This window comes from Algibacter sp. AS12, assembly GCF_046736315.1.
GTDB classification, from domain to species: Bacteria; Bacteroidota; Bacteroidia; order Flavobacteriales; family Flavobacteriaceae; genus Algibacter_B; species Algibacter_B amylolyticus.
In genome coordinates, this window is sequence record NZ_CP151841.1 from 3,603,450 (window position 1) to 3,626,780 (window position 23,331).

Consider the following 23,331-nt stretch of genomic DNA (forward strand, 5'->3'; position numbering starts at 1 on the left):
TCGACTTTAATAATTAGGATTCAGAATTTAACTCCTTCATTATTTCAGCAAAATAACGATACGATTTAATTCTACTATTAGCATCGTACGTATTAGTAACCGCAATAAGTTCGTCTACTTGTGTTTCGTTTAAAAAGTCTTGAATGTCCTGCTTTACGGTACTCTTACTACCTATAAAGGTGTATTTAGTCATTTGTTTAACAGCAGGATGTTTCATGGTTTCTCTTAATTCTGCTGTCATTTCCGAAGGTTTTTCTAAATGTTCGCGTTTAGTACTTGTTAATAGAGCGATTATCATTTTAAAAAAGGAGGTTGCCATAGTTTCGGCTTCTTCGTCAGTATCTGCAATAAAAACATTAATTCCCGCTATTACATAAGGTGCTTTAAGGTACTCAGAAGGTTCAAATTCATTTCTGTAAATCGCTATAGCGTTATGTAAATGTGCGGTTGTAAAATGGCTTGCAAAAGCGTAAGGCAAGCCTTTTTTAGCGGCTAAATGAGAGCTATCTGTACTAGAGCCTAAAATATAAATAGGCACAGGTACACCTTCGGCAATGGGCACTCTAACTTTCGATATGCTGTTTTCTGCTGAAAAATAGTTCTGAATCTGTTCAATATCTTGAGGAAACGAATGTGTAGCCTGCAAAAAATTAGGACGAATGGCATGCGCCGTTTCTTGGTCGGTACCAGGAGCTCTTCCTAATCCTAAATCTATTCTATTAGGGAATAAAGTTCCTAGAGTTCCAAATTGCTCGGTTATAATAAAAGGGGAGTGGTTTGGTAGCATAATGCCGCCAGATCCAACGCGTAGTGTTTTAGTTTCCTGTGCTACTTGGCTAATAATAATTTGAGGTGCATTACTAGCAATACCTGCCATATTATGGTGCTCTGCGTACCAAACGCGTTTGTAACCAAAGGATTCACCCTTTTTTGCTAATTCAATGCTGGCCTTTAAAGTTTGTTGGTATGTTTTCCCTTCAGAAACAATAACAAGGTCTAAAATGGAATATGCGGTTTGTTTCATGCAATTGTATGTAGTAAATGAAATGCGAGTTTTAATCGTTAAAAAAGAATAGCGATGATTTTTTTCTAGTAATAATAAAATTGATGATTAACCGTGTATGGTTTCAGATTTTCCATATTTCTGAATCACTTGGCCTTCAAACTCAATAAGTTCTTGCCAGCGTTTATCTACATCAATGCCTTTTCCGTATTGTCTAGCAAAGCCTATAAATGTGGTGTAGTGTCCAGCTTCGCTAATCATTAAATCATGATAAAACTTCGATAATTCTGGGTCTTTTATACGTTTAGATAACAGTTTAAAACGTTCGCAACTACGGGCTTCAATCATTGCCGAAAACAGAAGACGATCTACCATACTTTGTTGCCTGTTTCCGCCTTTGTTCATAAACTTATAAAGCTCATTAACATAGTGGTCTTTACGTTCTCTACCTAGTACGTAACCACGTTTTTTTATAATGTCATGAACCATTTGAAAATGTTCTAACTCCTCCTGAGCCAATTTTATTAACTCGGTAACAAGTTCCTCATGTTCGCTATTATTAGTAATAATGGTAATAGCATTAGTGGCTGCTTTTTGCTCGCACCAAGCATGATCGGTAAGTATTTCTTCAATATTCGATTCTACAATGTTTACCCAACGCGGGTCTGTTGCTAATTTTAAACCAAGCATATTTTTTTGTTTTTTGTAAAAGTAGGTATAATCATTAAAATTATACGTAATAATTATTTGGGCATTCCCTAAAGGTCGGGCTTTCCACTATATCTTTTTAAAGGGTTATTGCAATAAAACGAGGTTTGTGGTAATTTATTAAAATCTAGACTTAATAAGTCCATTGCTTTAAAACTTTAAAAAGGATGCCGTTGCAATCCCTAATGCGAGTTACGTAATGCTATAAAATTAATACATTCAAATCAAGTTTATATGTGTTATTGAACATCTACCCCTAAATCCACTCCCAGTAAGGGAAGTCTATCAAGCCAGTTTTATGATGTTAACGCATTAAAATTGTTGGCAAAAAGTATTATGTTTAGTCTTCAGTTATAAGTCATAAGTCATCCGTCTTCCTTCTTCCGTCATCAGCCTTCAATCTAGCTAATATAATTCCAAATATTTTTAAACTTACTAAGTTGCTTATATGTATTTAAATACACTTGATTTTCTGGAAGTGCTAACGAAGGGTCTATTTTTAATACCGATTTAGCATGGTGTCTTGCCAACTGTAAAATATCGTTATCCTTAATAATGTCGGCTATTTTAAGGTTTAAAACGCCACTTTGTTGCGTGCCCATAATATCACCAGGGCCACGTAATTTTAAATCCACTTCGGCAATTTCAAAACCATCATTAGTACTAACCATGGTATTTAAACGCGTTTTACTGTTTTCGCTTAGTTTATGGCTAGTCATTAAAATGCAATAACTCTGTTCTGCGCCACGACCAACACGACCGCGCAATTGGTGTAATTGCGATAAGCCAAAGCGTTCGGCGCTTTCAATAATCATTACAGATGCATTAGGCACGTTTACACCAACTTCAATAACCGTTGTTGCCACCATAATTTGTGTTTCGCCCTTAATAAAGCGTTGCATTTCATAGTCTTTATCGGCAGGTTTCATTTTTCCATGAACAATAGAGGTTTGATATTTTGGCATAGGGAAGTCTCTAGATATACTTTCATAACCATCCATTAAATCTTTATAATCCATTTTTTCGTTCTCCTTTATTAAAGGATAAACAATATAAATTTGACGACCTTTATCAATTTCATCTCGAATAAATTTAAAAACATTTAATCGGTTTTTATCAAATCTATGAACCGTTTTTATGGCCTTTCTTCCGGGTGGTAATTCATCAATAATGGAGATGTCTAAATCGCCATAAACCGACATAGCTAATGTTCTAGGAATTGGTGTTGCGGTCATAACCAAAACGTGTGGTGGAAGTTTGTTTTTCTTCCATAATTTACTGCGTTGTTTTACGCCAAATCGATGTTGCTCATCTATTATGGCGAGCCCTAAATTTTTGAATCTTACCTTGTCTTCTAGAAGGGCGTGCGTGCCTATTAATATTTGTAATTCGCCATTTTCTAACGATTCGTGAATTATTTTTCGTTTTGAAGTTTTAGTTGAGCCTGTTAATATTTCTATACTGATATTCAGTTTATTACACCACTCAAGTAATCCGTTATAGTGTTGAACTGACAAAATTTCAGTCGGCGCCATTAAGCAAGCTTGAAAATTATTGTCAAGCGCCATGAGCATTGACATAAAGGCTACAATGGTCTTACCGGAACCTACATCGCCTTGTAAAAGTCGATTCATTTGTGCATTACTGCCTAAATCTGCGCGAATTTCTTTTAAAACACGCTTTTGGGCATTGGTTAATTGGAAGGGTAAATGGTCTTTAAAAAAGGAATTAAAATAGGTGCCAACTTGATTAAATGGAAAGCCTTTTATTTTCGATTTATGAATTAAATTTTTAATAATTAATTGCAATTGAATATAAAATAATTCTTCAAATTTAAGCCGGAATTGTGCCCTTGAAAGTAGCTCTTGATTCTTCGGAAAATGCACATTAAAAAGAGCAGATTGTTTAGTAATTAATTTTAATTCTGAACGTAAATTATCAGAAAGAGTTTCAGTAAATCTTCCCTTGGTTTCAAGAAATAATTGCTGCATAATTTTATTAATCACGCGATTTGTTATGCCTCTATTGTTTAATTTTTCGGTTGATGGATATACAGGTTGCATAGCCGAACGCATATTTTTTTCATGATCTTCTAGTAATTCTAATTCTGGATGCGCCATATTAAATTTACCACTAAACCAGTTGGTTTTTCCAAAGGCTACATAGGTTTTATTTAATATTAAGCTGTCCTTAATCCATTTTTGCCCTCGAAACCACACCAGTTCCATGGTTCCGGTATCGTCTTGAAACGTGCCTACTAGACGTTTACCACGCTTTTGTGCAACTTCCTTAAAGCTTGTTATTTTTCCAATAACCTGCACGTCGGCATTGTTGCGTTGTAGTTGGTTAATTTTGTAATACTGCGTTCTGTCTATGTATCTGTTTGGAAATAAGTTGATTAAATCTTGATAGGTGTGAATACCTAACTCCTTACGTAGCAAATCGGCACGATTTGGACCAACGCCTTTTAAATAATCTATTGGAGTTTGTAGGTTTACAGACATAAATGCGAAATTAATTAAAAAATAAGTCTTATTAAATACTTAGTTTCTTTATGAATTTGTGATGTTTTTAATAGTATTACTATTTTCTTTCTAAAAAATGCTTGAAAAATATGAAATATAGTATGTAATTCTATTTCATTAGTTAAATTTGGTGCTCTTAAAAAACAACTTAACGCATATTGATTGATGAGAAAACTCAACGAATTTATTTGGGAAACACACGGTATTCATGCAGGAACCGAGCAAGATCACGTAAAACATGGTATTGATAAATTAGAGGATATAGTTGATAAAGCTATTGAAGCCGGAAACCCAAGTATTACGTTTATAATTCACTCGCCGCGTTTAACAAGTTTTCGTTATATCGCAGAAACGGATACCAATGTAAAGTTTATTCGTGGTAATAAATCGTACTTAAATTATCCAAAACGTATAGCAGGACTTCGTGAAAAATACGACGGACAAATAAACATAAAATATGGTGTTGAGTTAGAGTGGATGGGACCAGACATTGGTTTGCAGTGGAGTCGTTCTAAGATTTTTCAAGCCGAAGACGCCGATTATGTTATTGGTTCTGTGCATTTTGCACCAGAAGGTTTACCTTATGATGGTTCTAAGGAAGAAGCTCAAGAGTTATTAAAAATGCGTGGTAGTCTTGAAGCTTATTGGGGTGGTTATTTTGATGAAATGACCCAAATGATTGAGTGTTTTGGAGATATGATTCAAATTATTGGTCATATAGACTTACCAAAGCTAAATGTAGATATGCCAGAGGCTTTAGTTAATTTTGAAACCAGTGCGCACCCATTAGCTAATAAATTCAGGACCCTTTTAGAGCTTATAGCCGATAGGAATTTATCGCTAGACGTTAATATGGCTGGTAAATTTAAAGGTGTTGGTGTGTATCCGGTTCAAAGTATATTACGACGTGCCAACGAACTACAAATACCGGTTTGTGTGGGTACAGACACACATCATGTGCGCTATTATGGCTTAAATTATAAAGAGAGTTTAGAATATATTCAAGAAGCAGGTTACGAGAGTTATGTAAGCTACTCTAAACTTATACCGGAGAATCGTACGATTTTTGACGACCATGATTTAAAGGTGAAGTACACGGTTTTAAATAAAGGTATCGAGTTGTTAAATCAACGTTTAGATGAAACCCAACGCCGTATAATTCCAGATTTTTCTTTTGGTGGTTCGTTTTCTGAATTTGTAGACATTTACAGAAGTGCTACAGGAATGGGAGATTATAACGCTATTAGAATTCGAAAATATGGTAAATCTATTACAGTTACCAACGAAATTCCTAAAAACACACAGACCATAGTAAATGGGTTGTTTTCTGAGCATTTAGACGAGCCTGGAGTGATTTCTTCATTATTTAACACTTTGGCATCAGAAGGTATTAATGTGGAAACAGCGCGTTTAAAATCGAATAACGATGGTACAGCGGTTGCCTTTTTATCTTTAGATAATAAAAACGGAAAAGTTCAAAATGCTATCGATTTTACAAAGGGAACCGATGGTGGTTTGTTTAAATCCTTAACGTATCAAGAACATGCTGCAATGCCTAATTATTATACCGAAGGCGTATATTTACTTGAAATGGATGGTGTAAAATTAAATTTAGCCTTAAGGGATAAAGTTATTTTAACTAAACATTTTAATGCACCTGGAGTATTATTAATATTGTTATCTGCGCTAGCCTCTAAAAAAATAAATATTATTGATTTACGTCTAGGAAAACTAAACAATGTTGGGTATTCGGCCCTAGCTGTAGATGGCGATAGCGATGTAATAAGAGCGTTATTGTCAAAACTTGGCGACCAATACTACGAAGCTAATTTAATTGAGTTTCACAGTTTTTAATATGGTTTTTATGATTTTGGGCTAATCTTTGATATCTTTAAAATCATGAAAAATATAGTATTCCTTTTATGCTGTTGTGCAAATCTTCTATATGCGCAACAAACGGATTATGTAGATTTTAAAGAAGTAAAAACGGTATTGGCTTTTAATCAAATGAAAGTGGATAGTACCGTTTTTAATTCTTACGAGATAAAATTCGATGTTTTAAAACAGACGGATTCTGTTTATTTGGATGCTATAAACATGCAGTTTAGTAATGTAGCGTTAAACAAAAGCAAAGTAAAATTTAAAAACGATGGTAAAAAGCTAATCATTTACCATGGGTTTAAGGCTTCAAAAACGTACACGCTTAATTTTCTATTTTTTACTTCACCTAAAAAAGCCATGTATTTTATTGATTGGGATAATGAAGATGCTATTACTTCGAGTTATTCTGATATTAACAGGAATACTGTCCAGAAGAAGCAAATTTGGACACAAGGCCAAGGGAAGTACACAAGCCATTGGTTGCCTTCCATTGACGATATGAATGACAAAATTGAGTTTGATATTAGTTGCGTGGCGTTAAAAGGTTACGAGGTTATTTCAAACGGAAAAATGGTTTCTAAAAGAGAAACACCTACTTACAATTTATGGGAATTCGACATGGAAAAGCCCATGTCTAGTTATCTTGTAGCTTTAGTTATTGGTAAATACAGTAAAAATGTAGAATATTCCAAAAGTGGTATTCCGTTAGAAATGTATTATTACCCCGAAGATTCGCTAAAATTCGAACCAACGTATCGCTATACAAAACAGATGTTCGATTTTCTTGAAGCTGAAATAGGTGTGCCATATCCGTGGCAAAACTACAAGCAAGTACCAGTAAAAGACTTTTTATACGCAGGTATGGAAAACACAAGTGCTACAATTTTTTCAGATAGTTTTGTAATTGATTCCACGGCATTTGCAGATAAAAACTATGTTAATGTAAACGCACACGAGTTGGCGCACCAATGGTTTGGCGATTTGGTAACCGAAACTTCGGGTACACACCATTGGCTGCAAGAAGGTTTTGCAACTTATTATGCCTTGTTAGCCGAACGCGATATTTTTGGAGAGGATTATTACTATTGGCAATTGTATGAATATGCACAGGAGTTGTTAGATCAAGATAAGGCAGGCGGAAGCACCTCGTTGTTAGACCCTAAATCGAGTAGTACTACATTTTACAAAAAAGGCGCTTGGGTATTGCATTTACTTAGGGAACGAGTGGGAGATAAGGCTTTTAAAATGGCTGTTAAAAACTATTTAAAAAAGTACGCATATAAGAATGTTGAAACTGAGAATTTTATAACTGAAGTTGAAAAGGTAAGCGGTGAAGATTTGACTGATTTTGTAGAATTATGGTTGAAAAACAAAGCGTTTAACTATGATGAGGCTTTAAATAGTTTGAAAAAATCAACATATATGCAAGAGTATTTAATGGTTGATTGCGAAGTGTATACCTCAAAATGTAGTAACTATTTAACCTCTGGAATTTCAGATGAAGCTAAAATAAAAGTGATTTCTCAATTACCTAGTCAGATAAAAAAAGAGGATTTTAAAAACAGTTTGAAAGTGCGACAAGCTATTGCTCGTAATGTATCTAAAATCCCTTCAGAATTAAAAACCGAATACGAGTCGTTACTTAATGATAAATCTTATGTTACCATTGAAACAGCTTTATTTATTCTGTGGCAGAACTTTCCGCAGGAGCGACAAAAATATTTTGAGAAAACTAAAGATATTCATGGGTTTAGCGATAAGAATGTAAGAATGCTTTGGCTGGCATTGCAGTTAGTGTCTCCAGACCTTGACGATAAAAATAAACGAGAGTATTTTAGTGAGCTAACGCGTTATACAAGCCCGCAATTCGGATTTGAGGTGCGCCAAAATGCATTTCAGTATTTGCATCAAATTCAAGCGTGTAGGGATGTTTGTAAAGAAAATTTAAAACAAGCTACTAAACATCATAATTGGCGATTTCAGAAATTTGCAAAAGCTTTAAGTGAAAAAGAAACACCTTAAAGATTAATGTATTCGCTTTAAGGTGTTTTTGTTTTATAAGCAAGTGTTATAATTTGTTGATTTTAAACGTTTCTACTTTATTTTCAGAAAAAGCTTTAACAATGTAAAGGCCAGCCTTAAGTAAAGATACATCCGCTAAATTCGTGTTTAAATATTGGTTGTAAACCAATTTACCATCGATTTGATAAATTTGTAGTTGGTTTATAGCTTGTGTTGATTTTATGTTAATCTCGTTTCTTACAGGATTTGGATATAGAGCCACCGTTTTTAATGCGGTATCTGATATGTTTAGTTGGTTTTCTTTGAAGAATCTAGTCATAACAAATCCATCCTCGTTTTCGTTGTGGCCAGAAACCAATATTTTACCATCAGATAGTTCAATGCCACTGTTTAGATTTTCTACGTTATCCAATTCTATATCTATTATTAATGTTCCATTATCTGCGAAGGAAACGTCTGAAATGCCATTTTCGTTAATTTTAATTAAAGCGTGAAAGATTTCGTTATTGTTACCTTCGCCTAAAACGTAAATGTTGTTATCAGTTTGCGAATCAAAAAAATCATAAATATAAAATGAGTGATTAAATAGTTTTAATATGCCGTTGTTCCCAAAGCTAGTGTCAATGCTACCATCTCCATTTAAACGTAATAGTCCTGTTTGTGAGTTGTTTACGCCACCAACACCATCTACCGACATGAAAATTTTTTCGTTTGGTAATATATAGGAGGTATTAGTGAGAGCATGATTGGGTGTTAAATCGTAATAAATTGTGAATCCGTTATTCCCAAAATCGGAATCTAATACGCCATTGCTACTTGCTTTTAGAGCAAATTCATTGGATTTGGGGTCTCCTGCTGGCATGTCGTTGTCCGGTAGATAAACAGTGCCTGTTACTAGTATTTCATTATTGTTGTATAGCTCAAGGTTAATTACCTGTATTTCTTCATTTGTTACTGCATGACCTAGGTCTATTTGGGTTATCCCGTTTGTGCCGAAAGTTGTATCTAGGGTGCCATTGTTATTAAACCGCGTAATAATTAATTGATTTTCTTCAGTTGTAGTGGATATATGTTTACCAGCAACAACAAGTTTACCATTACTATCTATTTTTGTAGAATATCCAAAAGTTCCCAATATCCCCAGCGATGCTTTACCATTGTTTCCAAAACCGCTATCTGCATTTCCAAATGAATCAAGTTTTAATATGGTAAGTTCTGCATTAGTATTAGAGATGCCTGTAACACATATGTATTCATTTTGACTTATAACATCAATTCCTAAAAAATCAGTTAACTCCAAAGTGCCGTTATTTCCAAAATTCGGATCTAGGTTCCCATTTGTGTCATACTGGGCAATAATACTTACGCTTTCATCAGAGTCATTATTTCCTATTGCTACATTAACTAATTTTTCAGAATTTGTTACACAAAATCCACTAGGCAAATCTTGTTCTATATAATCTAAAACTTTAATATTACTCACACCATTAATACCAAACGAGGTGTCAATATAGCTTTGAGAAAATGTAATAGTTGTAATAGTAGAAATAAGCAAGAGGGATGTAGTAATTTTTTTCATAATTCAAACAGATTAGTTTTGGTTAATTTGTTTAAAGTTATGAAAATAAGTTGGTTATGGTTGTTTTTATGTAAGATTTAATACATTTTTATTATTTTGGATTTATGTTAATAATTTTTCAATTTTAATAATATATATGGTTTTTTGATAAAACTGTAATAGTTACTTTCTCCGTTCCGTATTAGCGGGATTTTGACATATTAAGCACTTCGCTAAATAAGTTATAGATAACTCATAAACACCATCGGTTCTTCCAATATTTGTAGTATTTACATCATACGAAAAACCAAAACGTAATTGTTCGAATTCTAAACCAACAAAAGCGTTTACAGAGGTTAATAAATGACTGTTATAGTTGTTTTTAGCAGGGTTGGTAACTGCCGTAGCACCAAGCATTAATTTTTCTAAACGCACAGTTACTCCAAGATCTAAACGGTTATATTCGCCTTGTTGCATGTAATTTGCCGAAAGTAGCAAGTCGTTATAATCAAAATAAGGGAATTTATAACCAACATGTAATGAGTAAAAAATATCCAAGGGTACATTGCCATTTTCAGCAAAAGAAATATTAGGCTTGTTAAGGTGCTTTACAGATGCGCCTAACCATAAATCGGTGTCATTTCTTGTGTTTTTTTTATCAAATACAAATCCAGCTGAAAAATCGAAAAAACTAATATTTCTATGGGCATTCATAGCAAATGGATCGGATGACGTAGCATTTATGGTTCCAGAATTTATGTTTATTTGGTCGGACAAAACTAAACCACTAAAGTTAAAAGATTTAGTTCCAAATCCAACCTCAACAGCTGGTCTAAAAAACCATTCGTTAGCTATTCTAACATGATAAGCGAAATTAACATTACCTTGCACATGATTGTATTTGGTTTTGTTTTCATGTTGGTTAATAATACTGAAACCAATACCGCCAACATCTTCAATCCAGGAATTAAAAAAGGCATATTCCGTATCCACTCTTAAATCGAGACTAGGCCATTGCGTTCGGTGTATTAATCCGAAATAGGAGGCGTCCTCAAAACCTGAAAACCCGGGGTTTAAAGTTTCTGGGACTAAAAAATATTGAGAAAAAACAGGGTCTTGTGCGTATGTTTTAAACGAAAAACAGCACAAAATTAATAATATGTATAGTCTTATTTTCATTGTGTTGCTTGCTTATTTAATAGATGTAAAAGCGCCTTTTTTTGTAATGGTTCGTCCATAAAATGTTTTTGCAGAAAATGTGAAATAATAATTGCCATTTTCGGCTTCAGCATCATTTATTTTTCCGTCCCATCCTTTTATAGTATCGCCTTCTTCGGAATAAACTAAGCTTCCCCAAGTGTCGTAAATATTAAAAGTAATGGCGTTTAATGCTATAGATTCTGGTGAAAAATAAGCATTCATGCTATCTCCATTGGGAGTGAAAGCATTTGGCATAATTAACCTGTAGCCCTTTTCTATCACTAAGCTAAATTGTTTGGTATAAATACACCCAAATGGGTAAGTTACCGTTTGAACAACGGAATAAGAACCTTCATTAATATAGGTATGTGTTGGGTTTTCATCTGAAGAGAAATTGCCATCTCCAAAATCCCAAGACACCGATTGATAGTCTCCCGTTGCTAAATTTGTAAAATCAATGGGGTCTTCAATGGAGAAAAACCCATAAGAAGAAATTGCGCTTGATGTTAATGAGAAATCTGCGTCACCAAAACTCGGAATAGCAACATTATATGAGAAACTGGTATTGCAATTTGCACTATCTGAAACATCAATTATAACTAAACCATTTTGTGTGGTACTCATAAACTCACCATTTGAACCGCTAATCGTTCCGCTGGACCAATTTATGTTGTACGGCGGAACGCCACCTGAAACTAAAGCTATAAAAGTTTGGTCAATGCTTTTTGTATCGCAATCATAAATGGTTTCGGTATCCACGTTTATTTCCAAAGGTTCAAATCTATCAATTTGCCAATCGCCAGAAATGGTACAATTATTAGCATCGGTAATATTTACTGAATAATTTCCTGGAGGAATATTATTCAGGTCTTCGGTAGTTGTGCCATTGGACCAAGAATAGGTAAATGGAGCTGTGCCGCCTGTTACAATTAAATTAATGGCTCCACTATTAGCATCATCACAATTTAAAGCATCGGTTGTATTTGCTGAAAGCGATAAAGCATCGGGTTCTGTTATTGTAAATGTTTCAGAAATAACACAGGGTTTTCCATCGGTAATGGTTACGGTGTAAGTTCCTGGTCCAATATTGTTTCGCTCTACTCCAGCAGTTGCGTCATCGTCCCAAACTAAATTGACTGGGTCTATACCTCCAACTAAATTTAAGATTATTCTACCATCATTTTCTCCAAAACAAGACACATTATTAGTTACTGGGTTAATGGTGAAAATTGGTGGTTCTGCAATAGTTATGGTTACTGCTTTTTCACAGTTGGTATTGTCCGTAACTGTAATGGTGTAATCTCCAGGAGATAAATTAGATTGTGACATGCCAGAGCCTAAATTACTCCAAGTAACTGTGTAAGGCGAATTGCCTCCAGAAATGTTATTGATGGTTATTGTAGCATCATTATCATCATAGCATTCAATTTCGGTGGCAGAATAATCAATTATTATTTCGTCTGATTCGTTCAAAATAACTTCTAATGTATCTGTACAGTTTGATCTGTCGGTTACAGTTACATTGTAGGTTCCTGCAATTAAACCTGATAGGTTTTGTTGATTGCTTGTAAATCCGTTAGGTCCTATCCAAGAATAGTTGTAACCAAAAATGCCTGGTGCAACTTCTATAGTTCTTCCACCAACGGTATTTATATTAATTTCCCCAGTAGCCTCGCGAAAACAAATAATATCTACCTGATTTATTAAACTTACGTTAAGTTCAACAGGTTCAACTATAGAGAAACTAGTATCTATTGTTGGGCAATTGCTAGCGTCAGTTATAGTTACTTCATAATCACCAGGACTAAGGTTGGTTAAGTCTTGGGTTGTTGCAAACGGAACTCCGTTTCTAGTCCAATTGTAGGTGTAAGGTGTGGTTCCTCCAGAAACTTCTATTCCAATAGAACCATCGTCTGCATTAAAGCAAGATATGGTTTCAGGGTCAAAATCTATAGTCGAAAATATAAGTTCTTCAGGTTCAGTAGTTGTAAAGTTTTCGGTGAATGGGCAGCCACCATCATCCAAAATAGATACGGTATAATCGCCCGGTTCTAAATTAGAAATATCTTCATTTGAACTAGTAAAACCATTAGGCCCAATCCATGAAATTTGATAAGGATCTCCTGTTAAAAACGGTACACCTCCTGTAATGGTAATATCTAAAGCTCCTTCGTTTGCCGAATAACAGTTGCTGTTAGTTTGACTAGTTGTTATGCTTATTGATGGGTTTACGGTGATTTCAACTTCAAAAGTATTGCCAATACAAGATCCAGAAGTAGGTGTAACGCTGTAGGTAACTGTTGCAGGATTTGTAGTTGTATTGGTTAACGTTTGGCTAATGTTAGTTTGTGGTGCGGTTTCGTTTGAAGCTCCGGTAATCGTGCCTGCAGGATTAATTGTGGGTGTTGCCCAGGTGTAAGTGGTGCCAGTTGGAGTAGTGTCGCCACCTGTGTTATCTGGTGCTATAGTGAATGCATTTACACTACAAATAATATCCGTTTTGTTGCTGATGTTCGGCGTTTGGTTTATAGTTATTTCTGCTATGTTAGAAGTGATTTGAGTACAACCACCAGATGAAAAGGTAATTACAGCGTAATAATAAACTGTGCCAACACTTGTAGAAGGAGGATTGAAAGTTTGATTCGTTTCTCCTGTAATTTCTGAACCTGTAGAAGTATCGTTTACAGAATTGCGATACCATTGAAAAGTTGGTGTGCCAACTCCATTTTCGTAGTTTACGGATAATTGGCTTAAAGTATCACCTAAACAATAAGTATTTGATGTAGGTTGACTAGTGAAATTTGGAGCTGGATTTACTGTAACTTCTGCAGTATTACTAACTACGCTACAATCTATTCCAGGTTGTGAAACTTCTACATAATAATATAAGGAGCCTACAGTAGCTGTTGGTGGTGTGTAACTAGCATTAGTTGCTCCTGTAATTATATTGCCACCCGAATTGTTATTAGTTGAATTGCTGTACCATTGATAAGTATAAGTTGTACCTAAACCTCCTGAGGCTGTTACCTCTAAATCTTGGGGTGTAATGCCTTGGCAAATGGTTTGTGAAGCTTGGGGTTGATTTGTAGTTATGGGATCATCAACCACTACAACTTCGGCAACTTCGCTAGAAATATCGCTGCAACCACTACCATTAAGACTAATCATAACATAGTAATAATAACTACCCGCCGTATTGAACGTAGTTGGAGTGTACGAAGAATTAGTAGCACCTGAAATACTTGTACCTCCAGAATTGGAATTAGTTGTGTTGCTGTACCATTGGTAGGAGATTGTTCCTGTTCCACCAGAATGGGAAATCGTTAAAGCGGATGCTATATCGCCACCAACACATAAACTATGTGTTGCTGTAGGATGAGTGTCAATTTGAATACCTTCAACAATTTCGATGGTGGCAACATCAGAAATAATTTCGTTACAACCAGCACCAGATGAAAACGATACTACGCAATAATAGTATGTTATTCCAACTCGGCTGTTTGGTGGTGTATAAGTTGAGGCTGTTTCACCAGTAAGTTCGCTTCCGCCAATATTGGTGTTAGAGGTGTTACTATACCATTGATAAGTTGGTGTTCCTGGACCATTTACAGAAACAGATAATGCTGTAATAGTACCATTTAAGCATGCCGATTCTGAATCAGGTTGATTTGTAAATGCAGGAGCAGGATCTACGGTAATAACTAAATTTACGGGTGTTCCATCACAGCCACCTATTGATGGTGTAATTACGTAAGTAACATCTTCTGATGTTGTATTTGAATTAAAAATAGTCTGAACAGGAATAGTGTCTGAGTTTCCAGAAGGAATAAAACCTGTAACACCAGTTGGTGCAGTTGCTGTCCATGTAAAAGTTGTGCTTGCTATATCTGCTGTTAGTGTCACTTCTGTAATATCAGTTCCAGAACAAATAGTTTGTGTTAGGGCTGTGTTAGTTATGTTTGGGATTGGATTGACGCTAAAGTCTTCTGTATCTGTTGTAGTTCCACAACCATTAGTTACACTAAATGTTATTTGATGATTCCCAGAAGTTGTGTAGGATATGGTTCCTGGGTCTAATGTATTCGCTGAGGATGGTGTGCCTCCGGGAAAACTCCAGTTATACGTTATAGTATCGGTACTTGGGGCACAGTTGTCTACAATAGCTATAGGAGAAATAGAAGCAGAATCACAGGCATCACTAATACTATTTATGGTAGCTGTTGGAGGTCTTTTAACTTCTATAGTTTCAGAAGTACTATTCGTTCCACAAGAATTCTCGGTTGTTAAAGTTAAAGTATATGTACCTGCAGTAGCAAAGTTAATAGATGGTGCTGCTGAGTTTTCGTCTGTTCCATTAGTGAAGCTCCAACTTTCGGTAGTTCCGCAAAAATCAGAACTATAAGTGACTTCCCAAAGGTAGGTTTCGCCACCGCAACTCTCACTTAAATCGGTTGTGTTTGTTGTTTGTACGGCCAATGGGATACAGCCATTGTTTGTGTTTAATGTGAAGGCAGGGTTTAGTTCGGGCTCTATGCAAATTTCGTCTTGAAAATTTGTTTCAGGACAAATGCCATTATCGGCTGTTATTATTATTGTGTAGTTTCCAGGTGTAGAATATTCATGACTAACAGAGCTGTAATCGAATGTTGTAATTTCGCTTGTACCATCTCCAAAATCCCAAGTAAATTCTACAAAGTCAGAACAATCAAAAGCGGAGGCGGTATCTGATGTGTTATTAAATATAATTTGAGTAGCAACACATGCAGTTTCATCAACTTCAAATCTAGCATCGGCATTTTTTAGTATTCTAATACCGCCTGAATTACCAGGAGTTGTAGCACAAGAATTTTGAATAAGTATTGTTGCTTCAAAATCACTGGGGCAGTTCGAAGTGCTATACGTGTGAGGAATTGGGTAAGGGGTTGAGTTTTGGGGATCGGATGCGTTAAAAAAACTACTTGAAATCATATCCGATTGTAGGAATCTAACAATTGTGCCATCTCCATAATCGACGTCATATACCGTATCAATTGAATTTGCTCCCCAGTTTGATGAAATGGTGAAGGCAATTTCTGCTGGAGCGCATAAGTTTTGGGTGCTTCCGGGACTAACAATGTTTCCTTGGGGGTTTGAAGCATTTTTAACACTAAATACTTTACTCGCTATGCAGCCATTATCTCCAGTAGCTGTAATTTCCATTCTAAAAGTATCTGCATAAGTATAAGTGTGAGAAATAGTTGGAGTGTTAAATGATTCAGAATTGCCATCACCCCAATCAATTATGAAATTATTAGCGCAACTTGAGGTACTGGTGTTCTCTACTGTAATGTTGAAAGTTTCGTCTGATGAAGTACTCGAGCAATTATTAAAGTATTGTGCTGGGTTTGAAAAGTTTGCATCTTTAAAATCGATATCGGGTTTTTGTACTACATTGACTGTATGTATTCTCGAACTAGTACACCCATTAGCATCAGTTACCGTCAATTCCACATCAAAACTTTCTGTACCACAGCCAAGAGCTTCAAAATTATGCGATGGATTAGCACTAGTACTGGTGTTGTCATCTCCAAAATCCCAACTATAAGTAAAAGGACTGTTTCCGGATGGGTTGGAAGTGAAATTTATAGAAGATCCAGAGCAAGTTCCATCATTATTAAAACTAAAATCTACGGTAGGCGGTTCGGTAACTTCAACTGTGGCATTTCGGTTTATAGTAGCTGAATCGTTGCTATCATCGGTTACAGATATTAAGTGAAACACAAAAGTTCCAATAACATTGGTGTTAGCGGAAACTGTTGCAGTATTTCCAGTTGATGTTATAGTTTGAGCTGTTCCATTTAAGGTATAGTTAAAAGTATATGGAGCATTTCCACTAGAGCCAGTAAAGGTTATTTCTGGAGGTGTGTCATTCAAGCAAACGGTTGTAGTACCAGAAATACTTGCAGAAGGCGGAAGAAATTCACTATCTGTTACTGTTTCAGTATTAAATGGCGTTTTAATACTTTTTAACGCAGTTTCTTTTAAGGTAGATTTATTTAATGCGAAAATTGAAACGCTAATTATTAGCAATAGCAATGCTGTAAGAAAGTAGTGCTTTCTCATGTATAAGGGTTTGGTTGTTAATAGCTAAGCCTAAAATAATTAATCTTTTTAATGCAGCCCCATTAAAGGCGTTTATTTACTTGTTTTTTCTATAAAATACCTAATATAGGGTATGTAATCAATTGCTTTGGTTTTAGTTTGTTTAACTTTCAAGGCAATATTGAAAAATATTGTACTTCTTAGTATATTTACTCCCATAAGATAAAAAATGAAGGCATTAGTAATTTCGGGAGGTGGTAGTAAAGGCGCATACGCAGGTGGTGTTGCTGAGTATTTAATTAAGGAAGAAGGTAGGGATTACGATATGTTTTTAGGAACATCGACAGGTAGTTTGTTAATTCCGCATTTGGCAGCTGGAAAGATTGATAAAATCCACAAGGTATTTACCAATGTTAATCAAAAAAATATTTTTAGTGTTAGCCCTTTTATAGTGCGTAGAAAAGGGGATAGGGAGTATGTTTCCATAGATTTTTTAAACTCGGTGTGGCAGTTTATTAAGCGGAAGCGCACCTTTGGTGAAAGTAAAGCGCTAAGACGTTATTTAAAAAGAAATTTTACTTACGAGGAGTTTAAGCAAATAAAAGAAACCAAACACGATGTTGTGGTTACGGTCTCTAATCTATCTAAAAACATTGTGGAATATAAATCTATAAAAGATTTTAGTTACGATGAGTTTTGCGATTGGATTTGGATTTCGTGTAACTACATTCCGTTTATGTCTTTAGTAAAAAAAGATGGTTTTGAATATGCCGATGGCGCTTTTGGTTGTGTGGTTCCTATTCGGGAAGCTATTTTAAGAGGCGCTACCGAAATTGATGCCATTATTTTAGAATCTGAAAGTATGGCTTATAACAAGGTACTAGGTAAAAATCCTTTTTCTTTAATGTTAAATCTTTTTGGACATCTTTTGGATCAAGTAGAACGTAGCGATATTTTAATTGGAAAGTTGGCAGCTAAAAATAAGCACGTAAAACTAAACTTGTACTACACGCCTTCTAAGCTTACGGAAAACTCGTTGGTTTTTAATAAAAAATTAATGACCAAATGGTGGCAACAAGGGTATTATTATGCAAAAAATAAATTTGAGCAAGCGCAGTCTAACGAGTTGCGCGAAAAAGATTTACCACAAACTTGATACTTCTTCTTTTATAAAAGCTAATGCAGCATCGCTAGGTGAACGTCGCTCCATCATTTCGGTTAAAACAACTTCGCGAAGTTTGTTTGCGGAATCTGTTTTTTCGGACATGCTTGCTTTTCTAATAAGCTGTATCGTGGCGTTTTTTGATGTGGTTACAATACTCCAACATTTATCGGTAATGTAAATTTGTTGCGATAAGTTATGCTCAAACTCTTGCTCAATACTTTGTATAAGTAGCGATTCATAAGCATCTTTATCTGAAGAAGTTGGTGTAATTCTGATTAGTAATTTTGAAGGGGAAATGCGTTCTAGAAAAAGTGCCATGCGTTCGTAAGCCTGTAAGCGTAATGGCATAGTATTAACCTGCATGTCCTTTTTTAATAAATAACGACGTCTACTATCTTCGTTTTTGGTATGTTCTTTAAAAAAATAATAGGCAATAGCACCTGTTATTACTGTAGGTATTGCAAATAAAAAAAGGTCTATAATACGGCTGATATCCATAAATAAAGTTATTTAAATACAAACATAAGTGGTTTGTCTCTATTGTACAAAAAAGACTTGATTATTTGTTAAGACTTGATTATTTGTTAATTGGAAGTTTTTTTACAATAAATAGCCAATAGGTAATTAAGTCTATTGGCTATTTAAGAAACGAGGTTTAACCCCTTGATTAATATTTTATAATTTTTTGAACGTAATTAGTTTCATTAATTTTTAGGAAATAAGTACCTTTTGATAGATTAACAGTAGAAACTTCAGTATTCAAACTAGTTATTTTTCCGCCTGAAACTTCATTTCCAAGTATTGTATAAACTTTAAAGTCTTTATTAATTAACGATTTATTTTTCAAAGAAATATTAAAGTGGTTATTATGAGGATTAGGGTAAATATTGTAGTTAATATTTTTTAAATCTTCATCATTTACAGATAAGGAACTATCAAAAATTTGGTCTAAAGCCGCTTGGTTAAAGGCATCTAAATCATTACTAGTAGTTCCAAAAGTATTAATACTAGTGGAGTTAAAAAGAGTTGTCATTACACTAAACGTGTTGTTTTCATAAAAAGTCATTGTAGTTTCCCCTGCATTTGGATATGTTTCAGGTCCAAACTCGTAAATACTTTCTGTTTCTGGTTTTGTACTCACCCCATCGGCATACCAAAGCGTGCTAAAAATCCAAGTTAAAGGAGTAGGATAGCTAGTTCCGGAACTAGTGGTTTTATTTGCTTGTGGAACTCCAGTACCACCATCGTCGGCATAACTTTGCATATTATAAGAGCTTAACCAAGCATAGTCAAACATAAATTCGCCAGCGACAAAATTGTCAGGAGCAGAACCATAGTATTCATAAATTACATCGCTTCCAATTAGCCAAAGTTTACCTCCATTATCCAAGTAAGTTTTAAGTACTGCATTTCCTCCAATACCGTCGGCCCAGAAGTTTAGTTCAAAACCATCATCTCCACAAAACCAAATTACTAGATCTATACCGATTAAATCTGTTGCTGTCGGGGAGCCTGTTACATTACTATTATGTAAAGTTATATTGGTGTAAGTTGTTCTTAATAATGAGTCATATATTGTTAAATTGTCTACTGTGTCAACATCGTTATCAGTTACAAGCAAAATATCATTTTGAGAATACCCGAGCAGGACAATAAAAATTGTAATTAAACTTAGTAATTTTGTTTTCATAATTTTATAGATATTTAAGAGATTATCTATCAAATTTATTCAAAATAAAAGTGAAATGTATGCAGGTATTGTAGAATTAGTTATCTGTTAATTTTTATACTATTAAATTATTATTCAGTTAAAATGAATAGGTTATTTAAAATCTAAATTATCAAATTCTTAATCAGGGATATTAAAAGTTTACAGAATTAAAATTTAAATTATCATTTAATTTCCGCCCAAATACATACAGTCCTTTAAGTGTTGCATCCCTTTAAAAGGCACAGGTGATTTCTCGTACTTGTATGTTCGGCTAAGTTGTTTTGAAAGGTTATGATCGTCTACATTTATTTCAATATCGCTCATTTTAAACTGGCACGGGTGTTCGTAGCCTGCAGCATGAGTAATTTCTATAAATTCTTTCCTGAAAGTTTTAAAATATTGTGCCAAACGCTCAGATTTTAAAGGTACATTAATACCGTTTTGTGTCCATTTTTTTTGCGTTGCAATGCCTGCAGGACAACGATTGGTATGGCAAATTTGAGCCTGAATACAACCTATACTCATCATAGCTTCTCGCGCTACATTTAAACAATCTGCTCCCATAGCAAAGGCCATGGCTGCCTTAGCAGGAAACCCTAACTTTCCGCTACCTATAAATACAATACGCTCAGATAATCCTTTGTCTTTAAATAGTTTGTAAAGATCACTAAAGCCATAAACCCAAGGCAGTGAAACGTGATCTGCAAAACTTGGTGGTGCTGCTCCGGTTCCGCCTTCGCCACCATCTACGGTAATAAAATCGGGACCTTTGCCTGTTGCTTTCATGATGTCTGCCAACTCTTTCCACTGGTCTAATTTCCCAATAGCAGCTTTAATACCTACAGGTAAGCCTGTGGCTTCAGCTATTTTTTCTATAAAATCGACCATTTCTGGAACATTAGAGAACGCTTTGTGGTTGGGTGGTGATAATACATCTTTACCAACTTCAACACCTCTAATTGCTGCAATTTCTTCTGTTATTTTTGCACCTGGTAAAACGCCTCCTTTTCCTGGTTTTGCACCTTGTGATAATTTAACTTCAATGGCACGGATAAAAGGATTCTCATTAACAAGTTTTACCATTTTTTCCATTGAAAAACCACCATCTTTTGCACGAACACCAAAGTAACCTGTACCAAAATGGAATACTACATCGCCACCATGACTGTGGTGAGGCGATAATCCGCCCTCGCCTGTATTGTGATATGCTCCGGCTATTTTTACCCCTTTGTTTAAAGATTCTACAGCTTTTGCTGATAAGGATCCAAAACTCATTGCAGAAACATTAATTACAGATGCTGGTCTGTAAGGGCGCTTACGTTTATTAAACTCTCCCATTACTTTAGCGCATGGTAAAAAGCAGTGGTCAACAGTGTGCGGATGGTTTTCTGGTAATTTATAAGGCATCATAGCATTATTAATAAAAATATGCTGGTGTGCGTAAATATCTCTATCGGTTCCAAATCCTTCGTAATTGTTTTCTTTTTTTGCAGAGGCGTATATCCAACCACGTTCAATTCTATTAAACGGTAATTCTTCTCTATTATTAGCTACAAAATATTGACGCATTTCTGGACCAATACTTTCTAGCCAGTAACGTAAATGCCCTACAATAGGAAAGTTATGACTAATAGTATGCGACTTTTGAAAAAATATATCGCGAATAGCAACAATTAATAAAACTATTAAAAGCCAACCCCACCAGGCTATGCTTGATAAAAAATCGAGTTTTGAATCCATATTTAGTTTTTAAGATATATTTAAAACGTTAACCAAATGAGTTAATATTTTAATCAATAAAGATATTTAAAAATATGGTATAAAAATATTGAATGAATATCTTTATGAAATGAATTCTAAGTTAAAAAAGCGATTAATCTGGTTTGCAGGGGTTTTAGTTTTATTAATAGCACTTTTATTTGGTGTTAATTATAAATTAAAAAGCGAACTTAAAGCAGGTTTGCATAACGTTTCTGATACTATAAAAGTAGATTATAAGGATGTTAGTTTAAATATCTTAACAGGACATGTAAATATAAAAGAGTCTACCGTTACGGTTTATGGTAAAACAACCGATTCTATAAATTTAAAAGTTAATTTTCAAGATTTAAGTGTTTCTGGGGGAAGTTATTGGTCGTATTTGGTGAATAATAAAATTGCCGTAGATGATATTGTTTTAAGCAAACCACAGATTACTTATTTTCATAACGATTTGGTTGATAAATCATCATATAGCCATTCATTAAATTCCAGTTTAAAGCAAGACATAGAAATTGGCTCTATTCAGGTAAAAGATGGCGAAATAGCGATGTACAAGGCATCAAATGATTCATTGTTATTAAAAACAAAGGCTATTCAATGTCATATTAAAAACCTTTTAGTTGTTAAGGATGCTATCGAACCAAAACTGACTTATGATGCGTTTGATGTTAAAACGGGATACTTATTTTATGCTATGAGCGCCTATGAAAATTTAAGGTTAAAAACACTTGTTTTAAATCCTGAATCAGCTAAATTTAGAGGAATTACTTTGAATACAAAATACATAAAAGAAGCTTTATCTGCAAACACCAATGTTGAGCGCGATCATTATGGGTTAAGCATAGATTCTTTGGAAATAGCGAAACCAAATTTTGATTTTGAGCGCGATACCGTATTTCATTTTAAAAGTCCGTTAGCAACAATTTATCATGCAGATTTTGATGTTTTTAGAAATAAATTATTACCAGATGATCTGTCTTATAAGCCTTTTTACAGTAAAGCGCTACGTGATTTAAATTTTAAGCTTGGTATCGATGTTTTTAAAATTAAAAACTCATCCATTAATTATATCGAAAAGGTAAAACTAGACTCAAAAGGTGGCGAGCTTGCTTTTAGCGAGTTAAATGCAACCATTAAAAACATAGGCAATACTTATAACGACAAAACGGCAATGGATATAGAGGCTGTGTTCATGAAAAGTACGCCTTTAAAGGTGCAATGGGATTTTGCTGTTAATAATCAAAATGACGCCTTTGTTTTTAAATCTGAAATTGGTAAACTGCAAGCCGAAGATTTAAATCAATTTATAGAACCAAACTTAAATGTTAGGTTTGAAGGCGAGTTTAACACTATGTATTTCACTACTTATGGTGACGAGAGTACCTCGAAAACTGATTTAAAAGTGAGTTACAAAAACTTCGATGTTATTATATTAAAGGATAATGGAAAGGAAAAAAACAAGCTTTTATCGGCTGTGTTAAACGTTTTTATATCTAAACATAGTAAAGATGGTAATGATATTTTTAGGTATGGCAAATCGGAACCTGTTGAGAGAGATAAAACTAAATCGGTATTTAATTTTGTTTGGCTTAGTTTAAGAGCTGCACTTTTAGAAGCATTAACAGGAAATGGTGAAAAGCAGGAATAGAATTAAAATTGTTTATAATTATTAATAATTCTGAAGTAAAAAAAGCGTAACAATGGTTAATTTCACGA

The 23,331-nt window shown here is 34.6% G+C and carries 13 protein-coding genes; 4 read left to right on the forward strand and 9 right to left on the reverse strand.

Annotation, left to right across the window (positions count from 1 at the left end):
• Positions 1-13: 13 nt before the first annotated feature.
• The 3 genes from AAFN75_RS14695 to recG form a co-directional block, all read right to left on the reverse strand.
• The gene (locus AAFN75_RS14695; RefSeq protein ID WP_411807046.1) at positions 14-1,024 is read right to left on the reverse strand and encodes an LLM class flavin-dependent oxidoreductase; all 1,011 of its coding nucleotides are present in this window, start codon (positions 1,022-1,024) and stop codon (positions 14-16) included.
• Between the two features lie 87 nt (positions 1,025-1,111).
• Positions 1,112-1,693, reverse strand: a complete 582-nt coding sequence (locus AAFN75_RS14700; RefSeq protein WP_092850508.1) for a tRNA-(ms[2]io[6]A)-hydroxylase — start codon at positions 1,691-1,693, stop codon at positions 1,112-1,114.
• Positions 1,694-2,112: 419 nt separating this feature from the next.
• Positions 2,113-4,215 (reverse strand): ATP-dependent DNA helicase RecG, encoded by a 2,103-nt coding sequence (gene recG, locus AAFN75_RS14705; RefSeq protein WP_411807047.1) that lies wholly within the window; start codon positions 4,213-4,215, stop codon positions 2,113-2,115.
• 186 nt (positions 4,216-4,401) lie between these two features.
• Between recG and AAFN75_RS14710 the strand changes: the two genes are divergently transcribed.
• Both AAFN75_RS14710 and AAFN75_RS14715 read left to right on the forward strand, forming a co-directional pair.
• On the forward strand, positions 4,402-6,090 hold the full coding sequence (locus AAFN75_RS14710) for a histidinol-phosphatase HisJ family protein (RefSeq protein WP_411807048.1): 1,689 nt from the start codon (positions 4,402-4,404) through the stop codon (positions 6,088-6,090).
• A gap of 45 nt (positions 6,091-6,135) precedes the next feature.
• A complete protein-coding gene (locus AAFN75_RS14715) occupies positions 6,136-8,139 on the forward strand; it encodes a M1 family metallopeptidase (RefSeq protein ID WP_411807049.1) in 2,004 nt (667 codons plus the stop codon).
• A 46-nt stretch (positions 8,140-8,185) separates the two neighbouring features.
• Here the strand turns inward: AAFN75_RS14715 and AAFN75_RS14720 are convergent, their stop codons facing one another.
• From AAFN75_RS14720 to AAFN75_RS14730, 3 genes are all read right to left on the reverse strand, one after another.
• Positions 8,186-9,718 (reverse strand): T9SS type A sorting domain-containing protein, encoded by a 1,533-nt coding sequence (locus AAFN75_RS14720; protein WP_411807050.1) that lies wholly within the window; start codon positions 9,716-9,718, stop codon positions 8,186-8,188.
• Positions 9,719-9,880: 162 nt separating this feature from the next.
• Positions 9,881-10,876 carry a type IX secretion system membrane protein PorP/SprF gene (locus AAFN75_RS14725; protein ID WP_411807051.1) on the reverse strand — a complete coding sequence of 332 codons (996 nt, stop codon included), beginning with the start codon at positions 10,874-10,876 and terminating at the stop codon, positions 9,881-9,883.
• 12 nt (positions 10,877-10,888) lie between these two features.
• Positions 10,889-16,999: a PKD domain-containing protein gene (locus AAFN75_RS14730; RefSeq protein ID WP_411807052.1), complete on the reverse strand. Its 6,111-nt coding sequence runs from the start codon at positions 16,997-16,999 to the stop codon at positions 10,889-10,891.
• Positions 17,000-17,207: 208 nt separating this feature from the next.
• Between AAFN75_RS14730 and AAFN75_RS14735 the strand changes: the two genes are divergently transcribed.
• Positions 17,208-18,134, forward strand: coding sequence for a patatin family protein (locus tag AAFN75_RS14735; protein ID WP_411807053.1), 927 nt, complete (start codon positions 17,208-17,210; stop codon positions 18,132-18,134).
• On the opposite strand, the gene AAFN75_RS14740 is transcribed toward AAFN75_RS14735, so the two are convergent.
• The 3 genes from AAFN75_RS14740 to AAFN75_RS14750 form a co-directional block, all read right to left on the reverse strand.
• Entirely contained in the window at positions 18,120-18,641 is a 522-nt protein-coding gene (locus AAFN75_RS14740) for a hypothetical protein (RefSeq protein WP_411807054.1), read from the reverse strand. The two genes, AAFN75_RS14735 and AAFN75_RS14740, sit on opposite strands and share 15 nt — an antisense overlap.
• Before the next feature lie 169 nt (positions 18,642-18,810).
• A complete protein-coding gene (locus tag AAFN75_RS14745; protein ID WP_411807055.1) occupies positions 18,811-19,833 on the reverse strand; it encodes a T9SS type A sorting domain-containing protein in 1,023 nt (340 codons plus the stop codon).
• A gap of 207 nt (positions 19,834-20,040) precedes the next feature.
• Positions 20,041-21,594, reverse strand: coding sequence for an FMN-binding glutamate synthase family protein (locus AAFN75_RS14750; protein WP_411807057.1), 1,554 nt, complete (start codon positions 21,592-21,594; stop codon positions 20,041-20,043).
• A 109-nt stretch (positions 21,595-21,703) separates the two neighbouring features.
• Here AAFN75_RS14750 and AAFN75_RS14755 point away from each other — a divergent pair, with 109 nt between their 5' ends.
• Positions 21,704-23,263 carry a hypothetical protein gene (locus AAFN75_RS14755; protein WP_411807058.1) on the forward strand — a complete coding sequence of 520 codons (1,560 nt, stop codon included), beginning with the start codon at positions 21,704-21,706 and terminating at the stop codon, positions 23,261-23,263.
• Positions 23,264-23,331: the final 68 nt, after the last annotated feature.